This is a genomic window from Hymenobacter siberiensis (assembly GCF_018967865.2).
In the GTDB taxonomy this organism is placed as follows: Bacteria; Bacteroidota; Bacteroidia; order Cytophagales; family Hymenobacteraceae; genus Hymenobacter; species Hymenobacter siberiensis.
In genome coordinates this window covers 3586672-3609059 of record NZ_JAHLZY020000001.1, presented here as the reverse complement: position 1 = coordinate 3609059, position 22388 = coordinate 3586672, and the positions used below count along the sequence as shown (strand labels likewise).

General features: G+C 60.5%; 25 protein-coding genes. 15 read left to right on the top strand and 10 right to left on the bottom strand.

Features of this window, described 5'->3' with window-relative positions; all coding sequences use genetic code 11:
- Positions 1–189: 189 nt before the first annotated feature.
- Entirely contained in the window at positions 190–1203 is a 1014-nt protein-coding gene (locus KQ659_RS15980; protein ID WP_216688224.1) for a glycosyltransferase family 9 protein, read from the top strand.
- A 30-nt stretch (positions 1204–1233) separates the two neighbouring features.
- The gene (locus KQ659_RS15975; RefSeq protein ID WP_216680151.1) at positions 1234–1506 is read left to right on the top strand and encodes a UBP-type zinc finger domain-containing protein; all 273 of its coding nucleotides are present in this window, start codon (positions 1234–1236) and stop codon (positions 1504–1506) included.
- A gap of 145 nt (positions 1507–1651) precedes the next feature.
- On the opposite strand, the gene serS is transcribed toward KQ659_RS15975, so the two are convergent.
- Positions 1652–2923, bottom strand: a complete 1272-nt coding sequence (gene serS, locus KQ659_RS15970) for a serine--tRNA ligase (RefSeq protein ID WP_216688225.1) — start codon at positions 2921–2923, stop codon at positions 1652–1654.
- A 452-nt stretch (positions 2924–3375) separates the two neighbouring features.
- On the opposite strand from serS, the gene rho reads away from it, so the two are divergent.
- A complete protein-coding gene (gene rho, locus KQ659_RS15965; protein WP_216688226.1) occupies positions 3376–5625 on the top strand; it encodes a transcription termination factor Rho in 2250 nt (749 codons plus the stop codon).
- A 351-nt stretch (positions 5626–5976) separates the two neighbouring features.
- Positions 5977–6645 carry a DsbA family protein gene (locus KQ659_RS15960; protein WP_216680154.1) on the top strand — a complete coding sequence of 223 codons (669 nt, stop codon included), beginning with the start codon at positions 5977–5979 and terminating at the stop codon, positions 6643–6645.
- An 8-nt stretch (positions 6646–6653) separates the two neighbouring features.
- On the opposite strand, the gene KQ659_RS15955 is transcribed toward KQ659_RS15960, so the two are convergent.
- The 3 genes from KQ659_RS15955 to KQ659_RS15945 all read right to left on the bottom strand — a co-directional run bounded on the left by KQ659_RS15955 (position 6654) and on the right by KQ659_RS15945 (position 9114).
- Complete coding sequence (locus KQ659_RS15955) at positions 6654–7265, bottom strand: hypothetical protein (RefSeq protein WP_216680155.1); 612 nt, start codon at positions 7263–7265, stop codon at positions 6654–6656.
- A 99-nt stretch (positions 7266–7364) separates the two neighbouring features.
- Positions 7365–8240: a UbiA family prenyltransferase gene (locus KQ659_RS15950; RefSeq protein ID WP_226915766.1), complete on the bottom strand. Its 876-nt coding sequence runs from the start codon at positions 8238–8240 to the stop codon at positions 7365–7367.
- 76 nt (positions 8241–8316) lie between these two features.
- On the bottom strand, positions 8317–9114 hold the full coding sequence (locus KQ659_RS15945) for a class I SAM-dependent methyltransferase (protein WP_216680156.1): 798 nt from the start codon (positions 9112–9114) through the stop codon (positions 8317–8319).
- Between the two features lie 280 nt (positions 9115–9394).
- Between KQ659_RS15945 and KQ659_RS15940 the strand changes: the two genes are divergently transcribed.
- From KQ659_RS15940 to KQ659_RS15890, 11 genes are all read left to right on the top strand, one after another.
- The gene (locus KQ659_RS15940) at positions 9395–10060 is read left to right on the top strand and encodes a response regulator transcription factor (RefSeq protein WP_216686114.1); all 666 of its coding nucleotides are present in this window, start codon (positions 9395–9397) and stop codon (positions 10058–10060) included.
- A 64-nt stretch (positions 10061–10124) separates the two neighbouring features.
- Positions 10125–11510, top strand: a complete 1386-nt coding sequence (locus tag KQ659_RS15935; RefSeq protein WP_216680158.1) for a sensor histidine kinase — start codon at positions 10125–10127, stop codon at positions 11508–11510.
- 289 nt (positions 11511–11799) lie between these two features.
- Complete coding sequence (locus KQ659_RS15930) at positions 11800–12465, top strand: hypothetical protein (protein ID WP_216680159.1); 666 nt, start codon at positions 11800–11802, stop codon at positions 12463–12465.
- Between the two features lie 15 nt (positions 12466–12480).
- A complete protein-coding gene (locus tag KQ659_RS15925; RefSeq protein WP_216680160.1) occupies positions 12481–12774 on the top strand; it encodes a winged helix-turn-helix domain-containing protein in 294 nt (97 codons plus the stop codon).
- A 240-nt stretch (positions 12775–13014) separates the two neighbouring features.
- Positions 13015–13341, top strand: a complete 327-nt coding sequence (locus KQ659_RS15920; protein ID WP_216680161.1) for a hypothetical protein — start codon at positions 13015–13017, stop codon at positions 13339–13341.
- Positions 13342–13388: 47 nt separating this feature from the next.
- A complete protein-coding gene (locus tag KQ659_RS15915; protein ID WP_216680162.1) occupies positions 13389–14591 on the top strand; it encodes a DUF4153 domain-containing protein in 1203 nt (400 codons plus the stop codon).
- Positions 14592–14693: 102 nt separating this feature from the next.
- A complete protein-coding gene (locus KQ659_RS15910; RefSeq protein WP_216680163.1) occupies positions 14694–14915 on the top strand; it encodes a hypothetical protein in 222 nt (73 codons plus the stop codon).
- A 23-nt stretch (positions 14916–14938) separates the two neighbouring features.
- Positions 14939–15277 (top strand): hypothetical protein, encoded by a 339-nt coding sequence (locus KQ659_RS15905; protein ID WP_216680164.1) that lies wholly within the window; start codon positions 14939–14941, stop codon positions 15275–15277.
- 295 nt (positions 15278–15572) lie between these two features.
- Positions 15573–15965 (top strand): hypothetical protein, encoded by a 393-nt coding sequence (locus KQ659_RS15900; RefSeq protein WP_216680165.1) that lies wholly within the window; start codon positions 15573–15575, stop codon positions 15963–15965.
- Positions 15966–16017: 52 nt separating this feature from the next.
- Positions 16018–16476 carry a hypothetical protein gene (locus KQ659_RS15895; protein WP_216688227.1) on the top strand — a complete coding sequence of 153 codons (459 nt, stop codon included), beginning with the start codon at positions 16018–16020 and terminating at the stop codon, positions 16474–16476.
- Between the two features lie 130 nt (positions 16477–16606).
- Entirely contained in the window at positions 16607–19009 is a 2403-nt protein-coding gene (locus KQ659_RS15890; protein WP_226930008.1) for a transglycosylase domain-containing protein, read from the top strand.
- Between the two features lie 11 nt (positions 19010–19020).
- Here the strand turns inward: KQ659_RS15890 and KQ659_RS15885 are convergent, their stop codons facing one another.
- The 6 genes from KQ659_RS15885 to KQ659_RS15860 all read right to left on the bottom strand — a co-directional run bounded on the left by KQ659_RS15885 (position 19021) and on the right by KQ659_RS15860 (position 22261).
- Positions 19021–19473 (bottom strand): hypothetical protein, encoded by a 453-nt coding sequence (locus KQ659_RS15885; protein ID WP_216688228.1) that lies wholly within the window; start codon positions 19471–19473, stop codon positions 19021–19023.
- A gap of 151 nt (positions 19474–19624) precedes the next feature.
- Positions 19625–19927, bottom strand: coding sequence for a type II toxin-antitoxin system RelE/ParE family toxin (locus KQ659_RS15880; RefSeq protein WP_216680167.1), 303 nt, complete (start codon positions 19925–19927; stop codon positions 19625–19627).
- A complete protein-coding gene (locus KQ659_RS15875) occupies positions 19915–20097 on the bottom strand; it encodes a hypothetical protein (protein ID WP_168671906.1) in 183 nt (60 codons plus the stop codon). The genes KQ659_RS15880 and KQ659_RS15875 overlap by 13 nt, the downstream gene beginning before the upstream one ends.
- Positions 20098–20174: 77 nt before the next feature.
- Positions 20175–21107 carry a TIGR01777 family oxidoreductase gene (locus KQ659_RS15870; protein WP_216680168.1) on the bottom strand — a complete coding sequence of 311 codons (933 nt, stop codon included), beginning with the start codon at positions 21105–21107 and terminating at the stop codon, positions 20175–20177.
- Positions 21108–21201: 94 nt separating this feature from the next.
- Complete coding sequence (folE, locus tag KQ659_RS15865) at positions 21202–21861, bottom strand: GTP cyclohydrolase I FolE (protein ID WP_216680169.1); 660 nt, start codon at positions 21859–21861, stop codon at positions 21202–21204.
- Positions 21854–22261: a 6-pyruvoyl trahydropterin synthase family protein gene (locus tag KQ659_RS15860; RefSeq protein ID WP_216680170.1), complete on the bottom strand. Its 408-nt coding sequence runs from the start codon at positions 22259–22261 to the stop codon at positions 21854–21856. Before KQ659_RS15860 ends, folE begins: the two co-directional genes overlap by 8 nt.
- Positions 22262–22388: the final 127 nt, after the last annotated feature.

The following is a 22388-nucleotide window of genomic DNA, read 5'->3' as shown; positions in this document are numbered from 1 at the left end:
TTTTTTAAGGAGGGGATATTTTCACGAAGTGAAAATTGGGGTGGTGAGTCGTTGAATGATACCCGAACGATACCCGCCCAACTTGCTTCAGCGCATCGTTCAACGACTCACCACCCCCGTTCGCGCCTCTTCGGCGCTCACTTCCCCTCCTTTTTTAAGGAGGGGAAGTGAGCGTTCTGCCTTGCCTCAATGAAAATCCTCGTTCTCCGTTTCTCTTCCATCGGCGACATCGTGCTCACCACGCCGGTGGTGCGGGCGCTGGCCCAGCAGGTGCCGGGTGCGGAGGTGCACTTCGCCACCAAGCCCGGCTACCGCAGCCTGCTGGAACCCAATCCCTACATCGCCAAAGTGCACTGCCTCACCGGTAGCCTGGGCGAGCTGGTGGAGGCGCTGAAAGCCGAGCGGTTCGACTACATCGTAGACCTGCACAACAACCTGCGCACCCGCCTCATCAAGCTACGGCTGGGCGTAAAATCCAGCAGTTTCGACAAGCTGAACTGGCAAAAGTGGCTGCTGGTCAATTTCAAGATTGATAAGCTGCCGCGCGTGCACATCGTGCAGCGCTACCTGGCCGCCGCCGCCCCGCTGGGCGTGCACGACGATGGTAAGGGCCTCGATTACTTCATCCCCACCGGTCAGGAAGTGGCCCTGGCCACGTTGCCCGCCGGTTTTGCCACTGGCTACGTAGCCGTAGCTATCGGGGCGCAGCACGCCACTAAGCGCCTGCCTTTAGGCAAGCTGATTGAACTGTGCGAACGTCTGGCCCCACGGCCCATTGTGCTGCTCGGCGGCCCAGAAGATGCTCCCGAGGCTGAATTAGTGATAAGCGCTATCCGCTTTTTGAGCGAAAAATCTCACAGTAATAAAGTTGTGCAATCTTCAATTCACAACGGTTGCGGGCGCTACTCGCTGCACCAGTCGGCCTCGCTGCTGCGGCAGGCCGATTTTGTGGTAAGCCACGATACCGGCCTGATGCACATCGCGGCCGCCTTCGGCAAAGAGATTTTCAGCGTGTGGGGCAATACCGTGCCCGCCTTCGGCATGTACCCGTACCGCACCGAATTTAAGGTGCTGGAAGTAGAGGGCCTGAGCTGCCGTCCCTGCTCCAAAATCGGCTTTGCCAAGTGCCCGCAAGGCCATTTCAAGTGCATGCGCGAGCAGACCCTGAACCTGGAATTGCCGCCATTGCGCGATGGGCGCTAACTTGATACACCAACACCAACCCCCGTCGCCATGTCCGAAACCGAACCCTGCCAGCACCTTACCGCCGTCATCAAGCTCAAAACCGCCCCCGAGTACGCCTGTCCCGAGTGCGTAGCCCTCGGCGATACCTGGGTGCACCTGCGCGTATGCCAGCAGTGCGGCCACGTCGGCTGCTGCGACTCTTCCAGGAATAAGCATGCTACCAGGCACTTCCAAGCCAGTCAGCACCCGGTGGTATCATCGGCCGAGCCGGGCGAGCAGTGGCTCTGGTGCTACGTGGATGAGGAAATGGCGGAGTATTAGGTCTGAACCGCAGATTCGTCGGATTTAGCGGATTAATCGGATTTTGTGGTCGACAACTAGATTCATCAAACAAGAAAGGCAAAGAGGGACGAGGCTAATCGGCCACAAAATCCGATTAATCCGTTAAATCCGACGAATCCGCGGTTCAGACAATCATCCCAAACCCGCAGTAGCTGTGCAGCACTGCCGGCAGCTTGATGCCCTCCGCTGTCTGGTTGTTCTCCAGCAGCGCGGCCACGATACGGGGCAGCGCCAGCGCCGAACCGTTGAGCGTGTGCAGCAGCTGAGTTTTGCCGTCCACCTTGTAGCGGCACTTGAGGCGGTTGGCCTGGTAAGTCTCAAAATTCGAGGCCGAGCTTACTTCGAGCCAGCGGCCCTGGGCGGCGCTCCACACCTCCAAGTCAAACGTCAGGGCGCTGGTGAAGCCCATGTCGCCGCCGCAGAGGCGCAACACGCGGTAGGGCAGCTCCAGCTTTTGCAGCAGCCCTTCGATGTGAGCCACCATGGTGTCGAGGGCGGCATAGCTGTGCTCCGGCTCCGTGATTTGCACGATTTCTACCTTGTCGAACTGGTGCAGGCGGTTGAGGCCGCGCACATCGGCTCCCCACGAGCCGGCCTCGCGGCGGAAGCAGGGCGTGTGGCCGGCAATGCGCACGGGCAGCTTCTCAACGGGAATAATCTCGTCGCGGTAAATATTCGTCAGCGGCACCTCGGCCGTGGGAATGAGGTAGAGGTCGTCCTTGGCGTCGTGGTACATCTGGCCCTCCTTATCGGGGAGCTGGCCGGTGCCGTAGCCGCTGGCCTCGTTCACCAGAATGGGCGGCTGCATCTCGGTGTAGCCGGCGGCCCGGGCCTCATCCAGGAAAAAGTTGATGAGGGCGCGCTGCAAACGGGCGCCCTGGCCCTTGTACACGGGGAAGCCCGCGCCGGTGATTTTCACCCCCAGCTCGAAGTCGATGATGTCGTACTTCTTAATCAAATCCCAGTGCGGCACGGCATCGGAGCCGAGTTCGGGCTTGCTGCCGTGCTCGCGCACAATTTCGTTGTTGGCGGCGGCGCGGCCTTCGGGCACGCTGGCGTGGGGCAGGTTTGGCAGCTTATACAGGAGCTGCTGCTGCTCTTTCTCCACTTGAGCCAGCTCGGCGGCAGCGCTCTGCGTGTGCTGCTTCAGCTCGGCGGTGCGGGCCTTGAGGGTTTCGGCCCCGGCTTTGTCGCCGGACTTCATGAGGCCGCCGATTTGGCGGGCCAGCTCGTTGGCTTCGGCCTGGGCCGAGTCGTGGCTGGTCTGGAGCTGGCGGCGGCGCTGGTCGAGGTCGAGGATGGCGGCCACATCGGCGGGGCCGGTGGCGTAGCGTTTTTTGGCGAGGCCGGCCAGCACATGGTCGGTCTGGTCGCGGAGAACGGAAAGTTGCAGCATGAGGCAGGTTGGGGTAAGCCGGGCAAAGGTCGTAAGTAAAAACCGACCTCACCACCGCCTTGGCTGCGAAAGCTTTGGCACGACGCGCAACTTATTTTGCCCCATCCCGCGTTCAAACACTATTCGGAAGGCATCCGATTTGGCAGTTTGTCCGTAATGCGCTAACATTGCGGGAGCAACCGGCCGCCCTGGTCGGGCCCGCAGGCCACAGTGCCCGTCGTTGGTCCGTCTGTTTGCTGAATTTCCAGCGGCCCATTCTGCACCTCATTTTCCTGCGTATTCATCTCGCGCCGTGCGTTGCTCACTAGTAGCTTGTTCGGACCCCCGCGAATTAATATATTTCCAGCGGCCCCGCCGCCGTGTCGTAGCTGGCTTTTTGCGCCCCCAGTGGGCCATAGCGGGCAGCCAGCCCCCCGCGCTTTACAGCCAGATGTTCCCCCCTTATTTCCATTATGCATACCATTAACGAGTTGAAGGACCGGCTGCTGTCCGACCTCAAGGAAATTGCCGAAAACCTAAACGTTGGCAACTTTAAACGGCTCAGTAAGCAGGATTTGATTTATAAAATCCTCGACCACCAGGCTCTCACCCCCGGCGCGGCTCCAGTTCCAGCTATTGCTGCCCCGGCTGCCGTTGCTCCGGCGGCGGCCAGCCCGGCCGCTGTGGTGCCCGCCGCCAGTGCTGCCCGCCCAGCCCGCACGGCCACTCGCCGCGCCGCCCCCAGCACGGCCGAACAGCCTTTTTCCGATGTAGCGCCACCCGTGGCTAAGGCCCCAAATGCCCGCCCGGCCCGCGAGCCGCGCCGCGAAGCCGCCGTTGCCGTTGCCGAGGAGCCCGCCCCGGCAGTGGCCGTCGCGGTGGCCCCCACGGTTGAGATATTGGATTCTATTGAGGGCCTGGCCCTGGTTACGCCTTCCGAGGCCACTGGTGCCACCCTGGCCCAGGCACCGGCCACCGCTCCCGAAGAAGCTGCCGCCCCCGCCGTCAGCGCCGACGACCAGAATGCTGCCGCTCCGCGCCTCGACCGCCCCCGTCGGGAGCGCGTTGACCGTGCCGGCCGGCCCATCACCGAGCAGCGTGCTGCCGAAATGGCCGCCGAAAAAGCCGCTAATGAGGCTGCCGCCGCTGCTGCGCCCGCTCCCGAACCCAGCGCCGACAACCGCGAAGGCAATTCTAACGGCCGCCGCGAATTCGGTGGCAATGGCTTTGCCGACCGCCGCGAAAACCGCGCCGACCGTTTCGAGCGCGACAACCGCGAAGCACGCGAGCCCCGCCAGGACCAGCCCCGTGGCCCCCGCCAGGACCAGCAGCCCCGCGAAAACCGCGACAATCAGCAGCCCCGCAACGACCAGCCCCGCCAGGAGCGCGAGCCCCGCCAGGACCAGCCGCGCAACGACCAGCCCCGTGGCGAAGGCAACCGCAACCAAACCCGCGAGGAGCGCTACGCCCAGCGCGACCTGCAACGCCAGCAGCGCCAGCAAAACCCCGATGGCTCGCCCCGCCCCGACCAGCCCCAGGGCCAGAATCAAGGTCAGAACCAGAATCAAAACCAGCAGCAGAACCAGCGCCCACAGCGCCAGGAGTTGGATTTGGTGGTGCCCGGCGGCGGCACGTTTGAGCTGATGCCTGACGGCGGCTACGGCTTCCTGCGCTCGCCCTACTACAACTACCTCAGCTCGCCCGACGACGTGTATGTGTCGCCGCAGCAGGTGAAGCAGTTCGCCATGAAGCCCGGCGATACGGTGGTGGCCACCATCCGGCCGCCGCGCGAGGGCGAGAAATACTTCGCCTTGGTGGGCGTGGAAAGCATGAATGGCCGCACCGTGGAGGAAGTCCGCGACCGGGTGCCGTTCAGCCACCTCACCCCGCTTTTTGCCGACCACCGCATGAAGCTCACCACCAAGCCTAGCCAAATCAGCACCCGCGTGCTCGATTTGTTTGCGCCCATCGGCAAGGGCCAGCGCGGCCTCATCGTGGCTCAGCCCAAGACTGGTAAAACGGTGCTGCTCCAGGAAATCGCCAACGCCATTGCCGAAAACCACCCCGAAGTCTACCTCATGGTGCTGCTCATCGACGAGCGCCCCGAGGAAGTGACCGACATGGCCCGCACCGTGAAGGCCGAAGTGCTCAGCTCGACCTTCGACGAAACGGCCGACCGCCACGTAAAAATCGCCGAAATGGCGTTGGATAAAGCGCGTCGTTTAGTTGAATGCGGCCACGACGTGGTGATTCTGCTCGACTCCATCACCCGCCTGGCGCGGGCTTACAACACGGTGCAGCCCAGCTCGTCGCGCATCCTCTCGGGTGGTATCGACGCGGGCGCGCTGCAAAAGCCCAAGCGTTTCTTCGGTGCGGCCCGTAACGTGGAAGGCGGCGGCTCGCTCACCATCATTGCCACGGCCCTCATCGAAACCGGCTCCAAGATGGACGAGGTTATCTTCGAGGAATTCAAGGGCACCGGCAACATGGAACTGCAATTGGACCGCAAGCTGGCCAACAAGCGCGTGTTCCCGGCCATCGACATTCCGGCTTCCGGCACCCGCCGCGAAGACCTGCTGATGAGCAAGGACGAGCTGAACCGCGTGTGGGTGCTCCGCAAGTTCATGTCGGACATGACGGCCACCGAGGCCATGGAATTCCTCAAGGACCGCATCAAAGGCACCAAGGATAACGAAGAATTCCTGCTGGCGATGAACGGCTAAATAACCTGGTTATCAAAAGCGAAAAGGCCCGCTGCAGCAATGCAGCGGGCCTTTTTTGATGAGTCAGTACAGCCTAATCGTTTGAATTATTCATTTTATTAAAATAATTTAATCGACTCAAATGGTCCTGAAAAAGCCCGCCACATTGCTGCGGCGGGCTATCAGTAGAATAACAATCGTCGATAATAATAAATGGACGTATAAAAATTGTCCACTTGAATAGGGTTAGATATCACGGAGCAAACTGTGGGCTGGAAGAATAAATTCACCACCGTCGAAAATAAATTTTACCTGTTCCGCATAAGTCGCCGGACGAGCAATAGGGCGCTATTTTTGGCAAAAAAACTGCGTATGAATCCCGAATCTCTCGTCCAGCTGCCCGAGTTGCTCTACGTTCACGACCCGTTGTGCGGCTGGTGCTACGGCATGAGCTCGGTTATCAACCAGGTGCAGCGGGCGTTTGCGGGGCGCGTAGATGTGTCGGTGCTGTGCGGCGGCATGGTGCGCGATGCCGATGCCGGCCCGATTGGCGAAAGCTGGGACTACATCCGCCAGGCCCTGGGGCAGGTGGAAGACGTAACCGGCGTAGCCTTTGGCGAACCGTTCAAGGCGCTGGGCGAGGCCGGGACTTACTACTACGATTCCGAGCCGCCGAGCCGGGCCATTGTGGCGTTTCGGCAGCTTACGCAGGACCCGGCCCGCGCCGTGGCTTTTGCCCACGCCGTGCAAACGGCCTTTTTCCGCGACGGCCATGATTTGAACGCCGCCACTACGTATGCGCCGCTGCTGGCCCCGTTTGAAGTGGATGAGGCCGAATTTCTGCGGCGCTGGGCGGCACCCGAAACGGCTACGGCCACCCAACAGGAGCTTGCGGCCGTGGCCCGCATTGGGGTTCAGGGTTTCCCCACGGCCGTGGTGCGGATTGGAGAGCAGGGCTACGTGCTGGCTCGGGGCTACCAGCCGTTTGAGCAGTTGCGGGCGGGGCTGGAGCAGCTGTTGCGCGAGGAATCGGGGCGCTAACGCAGCCGCTACTGTAGCCGCACAGTTTGCTTTTTTAGGGGCGACCAGGTAATATGGCGGCGGTCTTCCTTGCCTTTCAGGTACTCGAAGCCGATGGCATCAGGCCGTTTGGCCAAGTCAGTCCAAGTGGTGGGGGCGAGGTTCTCAATGCCACCGACAAACGGCGTTAGGGCCCCCACGGCCGGCGTGTGAAACTGCGCTGGCAGGAAAAACCGGTCGATGCGGCGGAGCACGAAGGTTTCGCGCTCGGCGCGGGTGGCGGTGGGGGCTTTCATCTCATACACCAGGGCGGCTTCGAGGTCGGGCTCGGTCAGCATTTCGCGGAAAACAACCTGGCCGTTGGGGTCGGTGATAGTGAATTCGGCGGCGCGTTCGAGGATGGACGGGCCACGAAATACCAGCTGGAACTTATCGGTCGGGCCTTTGGGGCGACTGAAATTGTGCGTCAGCCGCGCCACGCGCAGGGTATCGCTCAGGGCCGAAACGGCTTTGGTGCGGGCAGTATCGGGGGCGGGCAGTGCCTGGGTGGTATCGGAGCCCTGGCGGTCAGCTGCACGCGAAACTGTTTCCTCATTTACGGCCGAAGGAGTGGCGTTGCAGGCGACCAGTAGCGGCAGCAACAGAAAGAGTCGGGTGGTACAGGGGGCACAGTGAAGTGAAATGCCCCATTGATACGCGCCGAGGGGCTGCTTAAGTTGCCGCTGGCGCACGGCCAGCGCTCAGCGCCAGAGCAGCATGGCGATAAAGGCCGCGCTCAGGCACAACGATGAAATCTGGTTCATTCGCATGGTGTGCTCAAAATCGGCGGCGCTTTCGTCGTGCCACACGGCCCAGGCCCAGCGGCCGAACAGCACCACCACCGGCCCGGTAGCCACCAGAAAAATCAGCAGTGGGTGGATTTCCTGGCGCAGCCAATAGGCCAGGCCCAGCGCCGCTGCGCCCGCCAGCAGCCCCACCGCCGCAAATATGAACGTGCCCCGAATGCCCAGTCGCAGGCTCAGGGTGTGGTCGCCGCGCCGGGCATCTTCCTCATGCTGGTACACCTGCGTGAGTGGGTAGGAGCCGCACAGGAACAGCGTGCTCACCAAGGCCAGCAGCAGATTGGTTTTCTCAAAAAGCTGCGTCGGCGTAGCGCCCACGCCCACCTGCGTCATCAGCAACGTGAAAGCGCCCTGGAAAATAACCACTACCAGCGTGCTCAGCAGCGGGTATTTCTTCAGCCGGATGCCCTCGTAGCTGTAGGCTTTTGACACCAGCAAATACACCACCACCAGCGCCGCGAAGGGCAGTGACAGCAGCGCCGCGCCCGCCACGGCCAGCGCATCGAACAGCCAGACCAGGTGCAGCAGCTCGGGCGTGACTTTGGGCGGCGCTTTGAGGCCACCAATGCTGCCTTCGTCCTTATCGTAATAGGAATTGTAGCCGTTGGAGGCGGGGTACGCCAGCAGGTGCAGCACCACAAACACGCTCAGGGCCCGCCAGCCGCTCCACGGCCCGCGCAGGGCACTCAGCCCAAACCAGAATACGGGCATGAGGTACACGGAAAACGGGATGCGCAGCAGCGGCAGTGCCCGCCGATAATTTTCAATTATCAATGAAGAATCAAGAATGAAGAATGAGGAATGACAACAAAGGTCGCTCTGTCAATTCTTCCTTCCTCATTCTTCCTTATCAATTAAGCGTAGCATTTGGCCAGCCGATGAGATACGTGACCTGTGGCCCCCACCAGTGCCGCTTTTTGCCGGCCTGCCAGGCGAAAGTGCTGTCCGGGTCGGCCGCCCGGGCCAGGGCCAGCAGCTCGGCCGTGGAGTACATGCGCAGCAGCGATACCGACCCATCCCAGATAGTGCAGAGCGGAATGATGGGAATTAAGTAAGTAAATACCAGTCGGCTGAGTCGAAATGGCCGGAAAAACGGGGTGAGCAGCAGCTGCGCCACCGGCAGCACCGTCACGGCCAGCAGCAGCTCGGCCCAGTGCTTGCCCGCCCCCTCAAACACGCCGATGCCGGTGCCGGCCCGCACGGCATCGCGCAGCATGGCAGTGGCCGCCTCGGGCGGGAAGTGGTGGAAGGCCGAAAAAATGGTGCGGAAGCCCGCCAGCTGCGCGGGCACAGCCAGGGCATTTACCGCCGCCGGCTCGTAGCCAATGGCGCCGTGGGTGCGCCGGGCAATATCGGCCCAGGCGACGGGCTGGGGGTAGAGGTCGGTGAGGGTGATGGTGGCCGTGGGCTGGCCGTGGGTGCGCAGGGCGGCCAGCACGGTCTCGGTGCCGCCGCCGGCCCCGGCACCTAGCTCCAGCACGTGGGTTTGGGCGGTGCGGGTGAGGCCCTCGGCCAGCAGCGGGGCAATGGGCCGGTAGGTGCCCAGCAGCGAAATCATAAATCGTAGGTAATCCATCATCCCGGCCCGAATGGTGGCCGGAAACCACGGCAAATCCTCAAACTCAAACAACCGAAGGCGAAGGCGCATAAACCGAACTTACGCAAAAACCACCCGGCCCGCCGACGTTGCTGCCGACAAACCGGGTGGTTTAAAGCCAGGACGCGGCAGATGAGCAGGGCCCTGCATTGAATGGGGTTGAATTGGCCATCTTTACGCCTCGGCATCTTTGCTTTTTCTTGGAAAAATATTAATATTCCATTAAAGTATTGGCTCATCTTCGTTCGGGGATACCCGCTGATAGGAGGATGCCGTTAAGCTGAACTTTGAACCTTTGCTCTCCGCTGCTGCGGTCGGCGCCTCCCCGCTTATGAACCTGCTACTCATCGAAGACGAATCCGGTATTGCCCGCTTTCTGAAACAGGGCCTCGAGGAAGAGGGCTTTGTGGTGGATGTGGCCGCTGCCGGCCCCGCCGGCCTCGCCCAGGCCCAGGCCCGGCCCTACGACCTGCTGCTCGTGGACTGGATGCTGCCCGGCCTCACGGGGCTGGAAGTGTGCCAGCAGCTGCGCGCCCGGCAGCTCACGACGCCCCTTATCTTCCTCACGGCCAAAGACACCGTGGCCGATACCGTGGCCGGCTTGCAGGCCGGTGCCAACGACTACATCAAAAAACCGTTTCATTTTGCGGAGCTGCTGGAGCGCATCAGAGTGCAGCTGCGGCCCGTGCCCGCGTCGGCCGAGCAGTTCGTGCTCGGCCCCATCACGCTGGATGTGGACACGCACCAGGTGCATAAAAACGACAAGAAAATTGCCCTCACCCAGAAGGAATTTGCCCTGCTTGAATACCTGCTGCGCAACAAGGGCAAGGTGTGCCGCCGCCAAAGCATTATCGAAAATGTGTGGGACATTCACTTCGAATACAATACCGGCGTGCTCGATGTGTACATGAACGCGCTGCGTAAGAAGCTGGTTATGAGAAAGGATGACGAGTATTTGCAGACCGTGCGCGGCATTGGTTACGTGGCCCGGGACTAGCTGAGGTAGGAGGGCGAAATGCCAGAACGTAGCAACTTTGCCACCCATGCCCCAAAATCCCCCAATGTCGCTCACTTTCAAAAACCGCATTGCCCTGCACTACATGCTGGCCACCGCCGCGCTGGTGGCGGCCGTGTACCTGGTGGTTTTTGGCGTGGTGCAGCACCGGGTGTACCTCGATTTGGACAACAGCCTGCGATTTGAGGTGGCCAAGCACATGGGAAAGTTGCGGCTGGATGGTTCGCAGGTGGTCTTTTTGCACCGGCAGGAGTGGCAGGAGCGGGAGCACCGCGAGGTGCAGGTGGCCCCGGTGTTCATTCAACTGGCCGATGCGCGCGGCCGGGTGCTCGACCGCTCGCCCAACCTGAAAAATGACCTGTTGCCCTTCGACGCCACCCCGCCGCTGGTGCCGCTGAATTCCACGCTGCGCGGGCAGGCCCTGCGGCAACTGGCCGAGCCTATTCGGCCGGCCGGCACCACGGTGGGCTATCTGGTGGCGGCCATTTCGTCGGAGGCGGCCCGGCACGTGCTCGACAGCCTCGAAACCGTGCTGCTGCTTTCGTTTCCGGTGGTGCTGCTGCTGGTGTTTGGGCTGGCGCGGGGGCTGGCCGGGCGCAGCATTGCGCCCATTGCCCAAATTACGGCCACCACCAACCGCATTACCAGCAACAACTTAGCCGAGCGCATTGCCCTGCCGCCGCGCCCCGACGAGCTCCACACCCTGGCCAGCGCCATCAACAGCCTGCTCCAGCGCATCGAGCAGGCGGTGGAGCGCGAAAAGCAATTCACCGCCGATGCCTCGCACGAGCTGCGCACGCCGCTGGCCGTGCTGCGCGGCACCCTCGAAGTGCTGGTGCGCAAGCCCCGCACGCCCGCCGAATACGTGGAAAGCATCGGCCTCGGCATCGGCGAAATCGACCGCCTCAGCCTCCTCGTCGACCAGCTGCTGTTGCTGGCCCGCTTCGGAACCCAGGCCAAAGACCTGAAGCGGCAGGAGCTGTCGGTGCTCAGCTGCGTGCACGATGTGCTGCATCGCCACCGCGTCGACCTCAGTGCCAAGCACATCCGCGTCGATGTGGAAGACGGTGACCTGCCGCCCATCGTGTCAGACCCATTTCTGGTCGATTTGATTCTGGACAACCTGCTGGCCAATGCCATTAAGTATTCGCCTGCCGGCTCTGCCATCACCGTGGGTTTCTCGCGGCCCGCAGCGCACCTGCGCTGCACCATCAGCGACGAGGGTATCGGCATTCGGCCGGAGGATTTGGCGCGGATTTTCGACCCGCTTTTTCGGTCCGATGCGCTGGCGCACAAGCAAATCGGCGGTACCGGGCTGGGCTTGTCCATTGTGGCCAAGGCTTGCGGTCTACTGCACATCGAGGTGAGCGTGGCCAGCGAGCTGGGCCGGGGCACCACGTTTACCCTGCTGTTTCCCGCCGAATCGGCGTAGGCTGACCGGTGAGTTGGGGTATGCTTAGTATTTGGACAGTAGGTTGATGCGCTGAAAACTGCTGTAAGCAGGCCAAATCCAACCCCGCCTCCGCCACCGGAGAATTACGAATCCTGTCCCGTAGATGCAAGTATTGAGCAAAGCGCTGCTTCCCCCGATTGTGTAGGCGCTAACTTGGGCTGGGCAATAGCTGCGGGGGCGGCAGGCATTGAGAATAAAATTTGGTGGAAGCATGACAAATACATCAACTCTTTTTATAAACTTTGCATTACAAAGCACTTCGAAAAATATGAAGTCCGCCGCTGCTCCCGACCCCCTTGCTCAGCTCACCGAAATCCGCGCTATTATGGAGCGCAGCTCGCGCTTTTTGTCGCTCTCGGGCCTGAGTGGGGTAGGGGCGGGCGTGGTGGCGCTGCTGGGGTCGGCGGCGGGCCACTTCTATTTGCAAAGCGAATTTCCCGACGGCTACCTGCGCCTGATGCAGGCCTCGGAGCCGGAACGGCGGGCAGCCCTGCCGTTTCTGCTGCTGCTGGCGGGCGGTATGATTGCGGCGGCGCTGCTGGTGGCCGTGTTTTTTACTCGGCGCCGCACCCACAGCAGCGGGCAAACCCTGTGGAGCAGCCCGGCACGCCGGCTGGCCGTGGCCCTGGCCGTGCCGCTGGTGGCGGGCGAGCTGTTCTGCCTGCGCCTGTACCTGGGCGGCGATGCGGGCATGGTGGTGCCGTGCCTGCTGCTGTTCTACGGCCTCGCGCTGCTCAACGCCAGCAAGTACACCCTCGACGAAATTCGTTTGCTGGGCCTCAGCCAAATCGGACTTGGGCTGCTGGCCATGCTGCAGCCCGGCTGGGGCTTGGCTTACTTTGCACTCGGCTTTGGCCTGGGCCACATTGGCTACGGCCTGCTGATGTATAACCGCTACGAGCGGCCGGGCGCGGCCGGCACCTCGGCCCAATAACCCCGCAGCAACTCGGTGAAGCACCTCATCCACACTCTCAATAAGGCCTTTGACCACCGCGTGCGGCTGGGCGTAATGGCCGTGCTGTTGGCCAACGATTCTGTGAGCTTCAACGACTTAAAAGAAGTGCTCGACCTGACCGATGGCAACCTTGCCAGCCACGTAGCCGCCCTCGAAAAAGCCGAATACGTCCTCGTCAGCAAGCAGTTTATCGGCAAGAAACCCAACACGACTTACACCGCTACCGCCGCCGGCAAGGCCGCGTTTCAGCAGCACCTGGCCACGCTGGAGAAGCTGCTGCGGCCCTGATTTTTTGAGAAAGGAGCAAGTCAGGCTCTTTTTTTTGACTAGTAACTTTGAATAGCAAAGTTTTTTTAAGATTGGTTCTTCGATTTATTCCAGCTGCTGGCCCGGCTCATTTAGCGGCCTTAAATCTATTCTTCATCTAACTGATTGTTCATGAACCCGGTCATTCCTGTTTCCGCCCATTCGGATACGGCCCAGCTGCAAACCACGGCTGCAGCGTCACTTTCAACCATCTAGAAGGCATTGCTGCCGCTGGGCGTAGTGCTATTCGACTGGCTTTTCTGGCGCGAGGGCGGCGGGATAAATATGCTGGTATTCAAGTTGTTTGTGCTGGTGGTGCAGTTTGTGCTGCTACCGCGCCACGCGGCGGTGCGCCGCTCCGGCTCCTTCTGGCTGATGGTGGGCGGCAGCCTGTTTGGGGCCGCCATGATGGCGGTATATGGTTCGGCGGTGGCGGCGCTGGCCTGTATGGCCTCGTTGCTGATGCTGCTGGGCTACGTGAACCAGCCGCACCTGAAGCTGGTGCTCTATGCCCTGCTAACGGCTGCTAATAGCCTGGCAAAAGCCTAGTTGCGCATAGTGTTGGGGGGCGGGCTCCGCGCAATACCGGGGCGGGCATGCGCCGCAGCTGGTTCTACGGCCGCTTTTTTCTGGTGCCGCTGGGCATTCTGGGGGCTTTTCACCTGCTCTTCGCGGTGGCCAACCCGCGCCACGAGGCCCTGAGCAGCCAGGCGCTGGCGCGGCTGGGCGAGTGGTTGGTGCGGTTGCTGCCCGATATCTCCTTGGGCCACCTGCTGTTTATCGCGCTGGGCTTTCTGGTAACGGCCGGGGTGGTGATAGTGGTGCCGGTGTACTACTTCGCCGACCACGAATCACGCTTCGGGGAGTTTGTGCGGCGGCAGCGCGACCGGGTGGCCTCCTTCGGGGTGCGCCGGCCCGATTTCGGCTTCCGCAACACCCGGATGCTCGATTTGCGCAAGGAATTTCTGGTCGCCGCCGCCGTTTTCGGGCTGGTGAATGTGCTGCTGCTAGCGGTGAATGCCATCGATATCAATTGGCTCTGGTTTGGGTTCGAGCCCGCGCCGATGTTCGACCTGGCGCAGTTCGTGCACGAAGGCACGTATGTGCTCATCTTCAGCATCCTGCTGGCCATGGGCATCGTGCTGTGGTTCTTCCGTCGCAACCTGAATTTTTATGCGCCCGGTCTGCCGTGGCTGCGCTGGGGCGCCACGGTGTGGGTGGCCCAAAATGTCGTGCTGGCTGCCTCGGTGGGCCTGCGCAATTATTACTATATTCTGAACAGCGGGATTGCCTACAAGCGCATTGGGGTGTGCTTCTTCCTGCTGCTGGTGTTTTTTGGGCTGGCCATGGTGCTGCTCAAAATCTGGCAGCGCCGCTCGGCCTACAGCCTCGTACGCCTCAATTCGCTGGCCGCTTATGCGGTGCTGCTGCTACTGGCCGCCGGCAACTGGGAGGTCTGGATTGCGGAGTACAACCTCCAGGCCCGCTTCCGCAGCGTCGATATTGGCTTTCTGCTGGCCATGCCCGGCCGCACGCTGCCCACGCTGGTAGCCCACCGCAGCGCGCTCGATGCCGCCGCCCACCTCACCACCGCCGATGAATACGGCAATGCCACCGCCATCATGGCCGCCGCTGCCCAGCAGCACCTCAACGCGGCCGTGGTTGAATGGCAGGCGCACCACCGGGCCCAAACCGGCTGGCAGGGCTTCACCTACGCCGACTGGCAGGCTTACCAGCAATTGAAAAACAGCAATAGTCACTTATATAGGACTTACGCAGTTGAAGCACTAACCAACTGAAAAACAGCAATATAATAAATATATGTCTTTAATGCAAGTCATTGATTTTCAGGTTACATAGCTTTTTAAGTGCGTAAGTCCTATTATAAATAAAGACTCCGGATGACCTCCATTTCCCAATTCGCGCTCACGTTTTTCGGCATCCTGTTCTGCATCGGCGATGTGGCCGCGCTGGGCCTGCTGCTGGTGTGGCAGGAACGCGCCGCCTCGCCCGATGCCCGCTGGCGGCGACTGATACGTGGTGTGCTGCCGGCCACCATTGTGCTGCTGAGCCTGCTGCTGCTGGCCTTCACCCAACTCATGCTGTTATGGTCGCGGCAGTAGGGGCGGCTGTTTCGCGCGCAGTCATGGCGGCTAACAAACGCAGCTGGCTACCGCCGTGGCCCGTGGTGCCGCCCCGCCTGTGGCTCACGGCGGCCGCCATCGTCGTGGCGGGCCTGAGCATTTTTTTTGAGAATGAGATAATGCCAAACCACCACAAAGCTCAGCTTTGGAGCTGGGTTGTGCTGGGAGCCTTGGTGCAGGTTGGGGGCGTGCAGCTACTCAGGGTCTTGCGAGCCTGGCTGCGCGCTTACCATGGCCCGGGCGTGGTGCGCCTGCTAATGTGGGGCATTGTGTTGCCGGCTTACATCTTTTTGTCACCGCTACTGTTTTTTACCTGCGTATTCACTTGTGTGGCCTTGTAAGTGCCCTGGCCGGGTAGCCAGAACAAAGAGTGAAAAGAAGCCTTTTGGAACGACGCGGGGGCGGTGTTCAATCAGGGGATTATGTAAACCGGTATCAGTCCTACTCTTGTGGGTTAATGACAAAAAATGCCTCGCAATGAATCAATTCAGGCTTTATGCTAGTCATAATATTCAGTTGCAAGATTTCTCGAAACTTGAAATAATGATTTATTAAAGATTATTGTTTAGCTTGGCGGCCCGTTAGGCTTCCCATACTGAGAACAGCCCACTACGGTATCATCATCGCCTACCCTACATGGCGCGTAAGCTGCTTCTGACTGTGCTCATCATCGCCCTGCTCATTGAGCTGGCGCTGACCGGGGGGGCGTTTTTCGCCCCGGTGTTCACCCTCACGCAATTTGGGGTGAAGTACGGTCCCGAAACCACGTTTCTGGCCTACATCGTGGCGTGGCTGTTGCTGTTTGTGTCGTTGGTGGCGGCGGTGGCAGTGGTGCAAGTGGCGCGTCGGCGGCCCGGGTTTGCTACCTGGTGCTACCTGCTGGGCGTGTGGTGGATAGGCATCGGCGCGGGTATTTATTTCGCCTTTGGCAAGCCCGACAACTTATTGCTCGATTCCGTAAAAGGCCTGCTGATTGTGGTGCTGACGTGGCGCTGCCAGGCTTCGCGCACCATGGCGCGGCGTTACTAGCCGAAGCTCAGTATCTTGGGGGCCACTTAGCTGCTTCGTATTGTCCCGCCCTATGCCTACTTCTCACTTGCACCCGTCGGCCGTCGTTCCCAAAATCTCGCGCTTGGGTCGGACCCTGGCCAGCGCGCAGGTACTAAAGGAAACGCTGAGCATCATCTTCCTGGGCCTGCCGCTGGTAAAGGCCGCGCCGCTGGTGCTGCTGTCGGCGCTGCCGGGCGTGGTGCTGTATCTGCTGCACTGGCATCTGGCGCTGGGCCGGGCCGGGCGGGTATTGGCGGCGGCGGTGTGGGCTTTCACGCTGCTCGATGAGCTTTGGGGCCTGCTGCTGTTTCAGGAGCTGGACTCGCCCACGCGCGGCCAAATCCGCCTGTTGCACTGGAGTTATTTCCTGGGTCTGGGCATTATCCTGCTGGCCCTGGGGGAGTTGGGCTGGCGTTGGCAGCGCCGCCGCGCCAAAGCCCTGCGCAACGTGCACCACAAAGCCGTGCTGGCGGCCCGGCAGCGCGACTAGCCTACTGGCCGGGGTACGCCTCCCGATTTGCCCACCGGGCGTTTATTCCTGACTATTGGGGCGGGGGTCTGGTATATTTGCCGTTCTTCGTGGCGGAGCCAAGGCTCCGTTTTTCTACTTGCCGCCTCTTATGGCCGACCTCAAAACGTCTCCTTCCGCTTCTTCTTCCGGTGCTAAGCCCAAGCCGCCGCGCCGCCGCTGGCCGCTGCGGGTAGCCAGTTGGGCCTGGGTAGTGTTCGGCTTAGTTATTATCCTGTTTTTGGTGTACCCTTTTCTGGTAAGCACCAATTTCATGTTCCTGTTTGGTAAGTCGCCCAGCCTGGCCGATTTGGAGAATCCGAAAGTGGAGCGGGCGTCGGAAATCTATACGTCGGATGGGGTGCTGATTGGCAAGTACTTTCGCGAAAATCGTTCGCCGGTGCGCCTCAGTCAGATGTCGCCCCTACTCATCAAAGCATTGGTCGCAACCGAGGACGTACGCTACTACGAGCACTCGGGCATCGACCTCACGGCGGTGCTCGGGGGCTTCTGGGCATCATTGCATGGCGAAAAGCGCGGGGGCTCCACCATCACCCAGCAACTGGCCAAAAACCTCTATAAAATTCGCCGCCAGCAGAGCCGGGGCGCTTTGGGCTACATTCCGGTGGTGAGCACCATTGTGGCCAAAACCAAGGAATGGCTCACCGCCGTAGAGCTGGAGCGGCACTATACCAAGCGCGAAATCCTACGCATGTACCTTAACACGGTGGAGTATGGCTCCAGTGCTTTCGGCATTAAAGTAGCGGCCAAAACCTTCTTCAACACCTCGCCCGATAGCCTGAAGCCCGAGCAGGCGGCCATGCTGGTGGGCGTGCTCAACAACCCCACGGCCTATAATCCCAAGTTCCACCCGGCGGCCGCCCTACGCCGCCGCAATGTGGTGCTCGACCGCATGGCCCAGGCCGGGGTGCTGCCCAAAGCCAAAATCGCCGTCCTCAAAGCCACGCCCATTGTGCTCGATTACCACGTCGAAAAGCACATCGACGGGCCCGATACCTACTTCCGCAGCGCCATCAGCCAGTTTGTGGATGCGTGGTGCGACAGCACGGGCCACGATATGTACCGCGACGGCCTCAAAATCTACCTGTCCATTGATTCGCGCATGCAGGCCCACGCCGAAGAGGCCCTGCACGAGCGCATGAAAGCCCTTCAGCGCCAGTTCGACAACTTCTGGCAGAACAAGGGCCGCGACCCGTGGGTGGACGACCAGGGCAACGAAATCCCCGACTTCATTTCGACCCAGATGAAGCGCACCGAGAGCTACAAAACCCTCGCCAACCACTACCGCAACCAGCCCCAGCGCCTCGATTCGGCCCTGAATGCCAAGCGGCCGATGAAAGTATTCACCTGGAAGCACGACGACAACGACACTACGCTTGTCATGTCGCCGCTCGATTCGCTGGCCTACTACAAGCATTTCCTGCAATCGGGCATGATGTGCATGGACCCCTTCACCGGCCACATCAAGGCCTGGGTGGGCGGGCTTGACTACCGCTTTTTCAAGTACGACCATGTGAAGCAGGGCAAGCGCCAGGCCGGCTCCACGTTCAAGCCCTTCGTGTACCTCACGGCCCTCGACAACGGCTATACGCCCTGCGACCGCATCCGCGACCAGCGCGTAACCATCAACTACGTCGAAAACGGCAAGCCCATGGAGTGGAAGCCCGACAACGTGACCCGCGAATACACCGGCATCAACATGACCCTGCGCCACGCCATGGCCCGCTCCGTCAACTCCGTGACAGCCCAATTGACTGAGAAAGTGGGCTGGGACAACGTGGCCAAATACGCCCACAAAGTCGGCATCACGTCGCCGCTGCTATCGGTGCCCAGCATCGGCCTCGGCTCGGCCGGCGATGTGAGCGTGTACGAGATGGTGGACGCCTACAGCACGTTCATGAACTCCGGCTTCCGCTCCGACCCGCGCCTCGTGACACGCATCGAAGACCGCAACGGCAACGTTATTAAGCAGTTTGACCCCGCGCAGCACCGCGCCATCCCGGCCGAAACCGCCTGGCTGATGACCTACATGCTGCGCGGCGGCATGGAAGAGCCCGGCGGAACCTCCCAGGCCCTGTGGGACTACGACCTCTGGCACAACGACAACCAAATCGGCGGCAAAACCGGCACCACTTCCAACTATTCCGACGGCTGGTACATGGGCATGACCAAGGACCTGATGACCGGCGTGTGGGTGGGCGGCGAAGACCGCAGCATTCACTTCACCGGCTCGCAGCAGGGCGAAGGCGGCCGTACGGCCCTGCCCATCTTCGGCAAGTTCATGGAGAAAGTGTACAAAGACAAAGAGTTGGACTACACCCCCGGCCACTTCCCCGCCGCTTCGGTCAAAATCGTGAAGAAGTATAACTGCGTGTCGGAATCAGAGCCTACCCGCCGCCGCGCCGAGGCCGTGGACACCATAGCCGCCGACAACCTGCTGGAGCAGATGAACAGCGGGAGTGGTGTGCCGGATAGTGTAAAGGGCCGGCGCTAGTTAGCGCTATTTTAGAAAACGGAGGCCGAAGCCGTTGTTAACACTAAGTGCTGATTTCCCAGCCCCAAAGCTTTTTTGAGCCGGCCAACTAGCGTTGTCTGAACCTCGCTGATTGCGTCCCACATTTCTTGCCCTGCCACCTGTTGGGGCCAGATGATGTTGGTTTTCCAGCTAGTCGAATAGGCCAGCCACCCTATTATCCCAGCTTCCAGATGAGCGCCTAATTCCTGTAGCATCTCCAACATTCCGGGAGTGTAGTGAGAAATCTGCGTCCAGTTCTTCTCCGAAGTCATGAAGACGATAAACCAATCGTCAGCCACTGGGCCGTTTGCCGTTGTGTATTCGCCAATCAGCTTTATACTATCAATAGGAATTCGGACTACTTCCTTGCTTCCTTGGGTTAAGACAACGCACTTGTCTGCTAGAAAAACTTTCGTTGCTGCCTGTTCCTGTATTGTAGCCATTAGTGGGAGGGTATGTGCAGGCACAATAATTTCCTTTCCGGTACATCGGACTCATTACTGGAGACCTCAGCTGGCTCGCGGGGCCATTAGAGAACTTTTCGGAGCCATCAGAACGGTTTTCGGAAACGTTGAATACATCACCGGCAACATATTATTCCAACAGCGAGCCCGCTGTCAACGGCCGTAACGACGGGTGCAGCGTGAGCATCAGAATTTCGGTCTGGCTCACGACCCGGTAATTCAGGCGGTATTTCTGATAGAATAGCTCACGCACATCCGGGCCTTCGGCTTCTGGCACCACGCGGCCCAGCAACGGCTGGCTTTCCAGTAAGGCAGCTTTGCCAAAAACGGCATCCGTCAGCCGCTCAGCCGAGCGGGGCGAAAAGGCGTGCAGGTAATCGCGGGCTTCGTGAATCTCCGTAATAATGCGCCGCGACCATCTTATTTGGACCATTGCCGCAACAGCTCGCGCGCTTCCTGGGTCGAGTACGTTTCGCCCCGTTCACCTTGCTTTATTGCCTCCTCAATTTTCTCTACCAGAATGAGCTTATCAACCAATTCATCGATGGAAAACTCGCGCGGCAAGTCTTTCAGGATAACGGAAATCTGTTCTTGGCTAATCATAACAAAAGAAATGATGGCAGTAGCCTAAGATACAGGAAAAACGCTAGTGACGGTTCAATCCCAAGCTCGCCAGTGTGCTACTCCGTCCCGTACAACGCCCCCAGTGCCCCGCGCAGCTCCGGATACTCAAACGTGAAGCCCTGCGCCAGTACCTTTTTGGCGCTCACGTTCTGTGAGGCCAGCACGATTTCACTCATCTCGCCCATCGCCAGCTTCAGGCCGAAGGCTGGCACCTTGGGTAATATCAGCGGGCGGTGCAGCACATCGGCCAGCACTTCGGTGAAGGCCTGATTGGTGGCGGGGTAGGGGGCCACCGCGTTGTAGGTGCCGTGCCAGGCCGGGTCTTCCAGCATGGCGATGAACAGGCGGCACAAGTCATCGAGGTGAATCCAGGACATGTACTGCCGGCCGCTGCCCAGCGCCGCGCCCGCGCCCAGCTTTACGGGCCGGGCAATCTGGGGCAGCGCCCCGCCGTCCGTGCTCAGCACCACGCCAATGCGCGGAATTACCGTGCGGATGCCCAGCGCCGCGATGGGTGCGGCCGCCAACTCCCATTGGTGCGATACATCGGCCAGAAAGTCATGGGTAGGCAGGGCAGGAGGCGTTTCCTCAGTCACCAGCTTATCGCCGGCATCGCCATAAATCCCCACCGCCGACGCTGAAATAACGGCCTGAACGTGGTGGCCGGGCTTGGCTAGCTCGCGGGCCAGCAATGCCAGGCCACCCAGCCGGCTGGTCATAATCTCGCGCTTGCGCTCATCGGTCCACTTGCCGTCGGCCACGCTGGCTCCGGCTAGGCTCACGATGTAGTCGGCATACGGGATGGCTGCCTCGTCAATCGTGCCGGCATCCACGTCCCACCGGAAACTATGGTAGTGGTTGCTTTTGGCAGGCTCGCGGCTCAGCAGGGCCACCTCAAAGCCGCTGTCAATCAGCATTTCGGCCAGGCGGGTACCAATCATGCCGGTGCCACCGGTAATAAGGACTTTACGAGGGGAGGTATCGGTCATGGTGGCGTTATCGGTTATGGAATATCAATTGCCCGCTTACTGGAGTGTCCTTGCCGGCCGACAACAGACACCGAATTAACTGCTAATTCCGGTATTATTTCCCAATCTGCCGCAGAAACTCCCGTCGCAGCGCCTCATCCTCCGCAAAACGGCCGCCGTACTCGCTGGTCAGCGTCGAGCTGCTGGTATCGTTCACGCCCCGGCTCATCACGCAGAGGTGGTCGGCTTCGATGAGCACGGCCACATCGTCGGTGCCCAGGCTCTGTTTTAGCTCCTCGGCAATCTGGCGCGTCAGGCGCTCCTGCACCTGCGGGCGGCGGGCATAGTACTGCACTACCCGGTTCAGCTTGCTCAGGCCCACTACGTTGACCCCCGGCAGATACGCCACGTGCGCCTTGCCAATAATGGGTACGAAATGGTGCTCACAGCACGAAAACAGCGTGATATCGCGCTCCACCAGCAGCTGGTGGTACTCGTAGCGGTTGTCGAACATGCGCACATCGGGCCGGTTCTTGGGGTCGAGGCCCTTGAACCATTCCTGCACGTACATCTTCGCCACGCGGCGCGGCGTGCCGGCTAGGCTGTCGTCGGTCAGGTCGAGGCCCAGCTCGCGCATGATAGCCTCAAAATGGCCGCTGATGGCCGTAATCTTGTCCTCATCAGAGCGCGCGAAAGCATCATCGCGCAGCGGCGTACGCAAGCCTATGGGCAAGTGCGCGTCGGAGGCCGGAAGTGGGCCGGAAGGGTTATCCATGATATTCTACAAAGTTACGGTCTGTCTCGTAGAGCGTGACCGAAAGGGCCAGCGCCGCGTCCAGATGCGGGCGTAGGCGCTGCCAAATGACCACGACGATGTTCTCGGCCGTGGGGTTTAGATTCCGGAACTCTTCCGTATCCAGGTTGAGGTTGCGGTGGTCGTAGCGGTCGAGGACTTCGTGTTTAATGAGGTCGCTCAGCCGTTTCAGGTCGTAAACGTAGCCAGTTTCCGGGTCTATCTCACCGGTCAGGCGCACGGTCAGGTTGTAATTGTGGCCATGAAAATTTGGGTTATTGCACTTGCCAAATACCCGCTGGTTGCGGGCGTCGTCCCAGGCAGGATTGTGCAGGCGGTGGGCAGCATTGAAATGCTCGGTGCGGCAAACAGTTATTAGCATAGGCGGCTACAACCTCCGATTCCGATACTTTGTTGCGTCAGGGTGCCCCTTACTAGTAGTATTCTGAGGTCGTGGGGAAGCAATAATAAATTTTTGTAGAATTTAATATGGCCCTGATATGAATAAA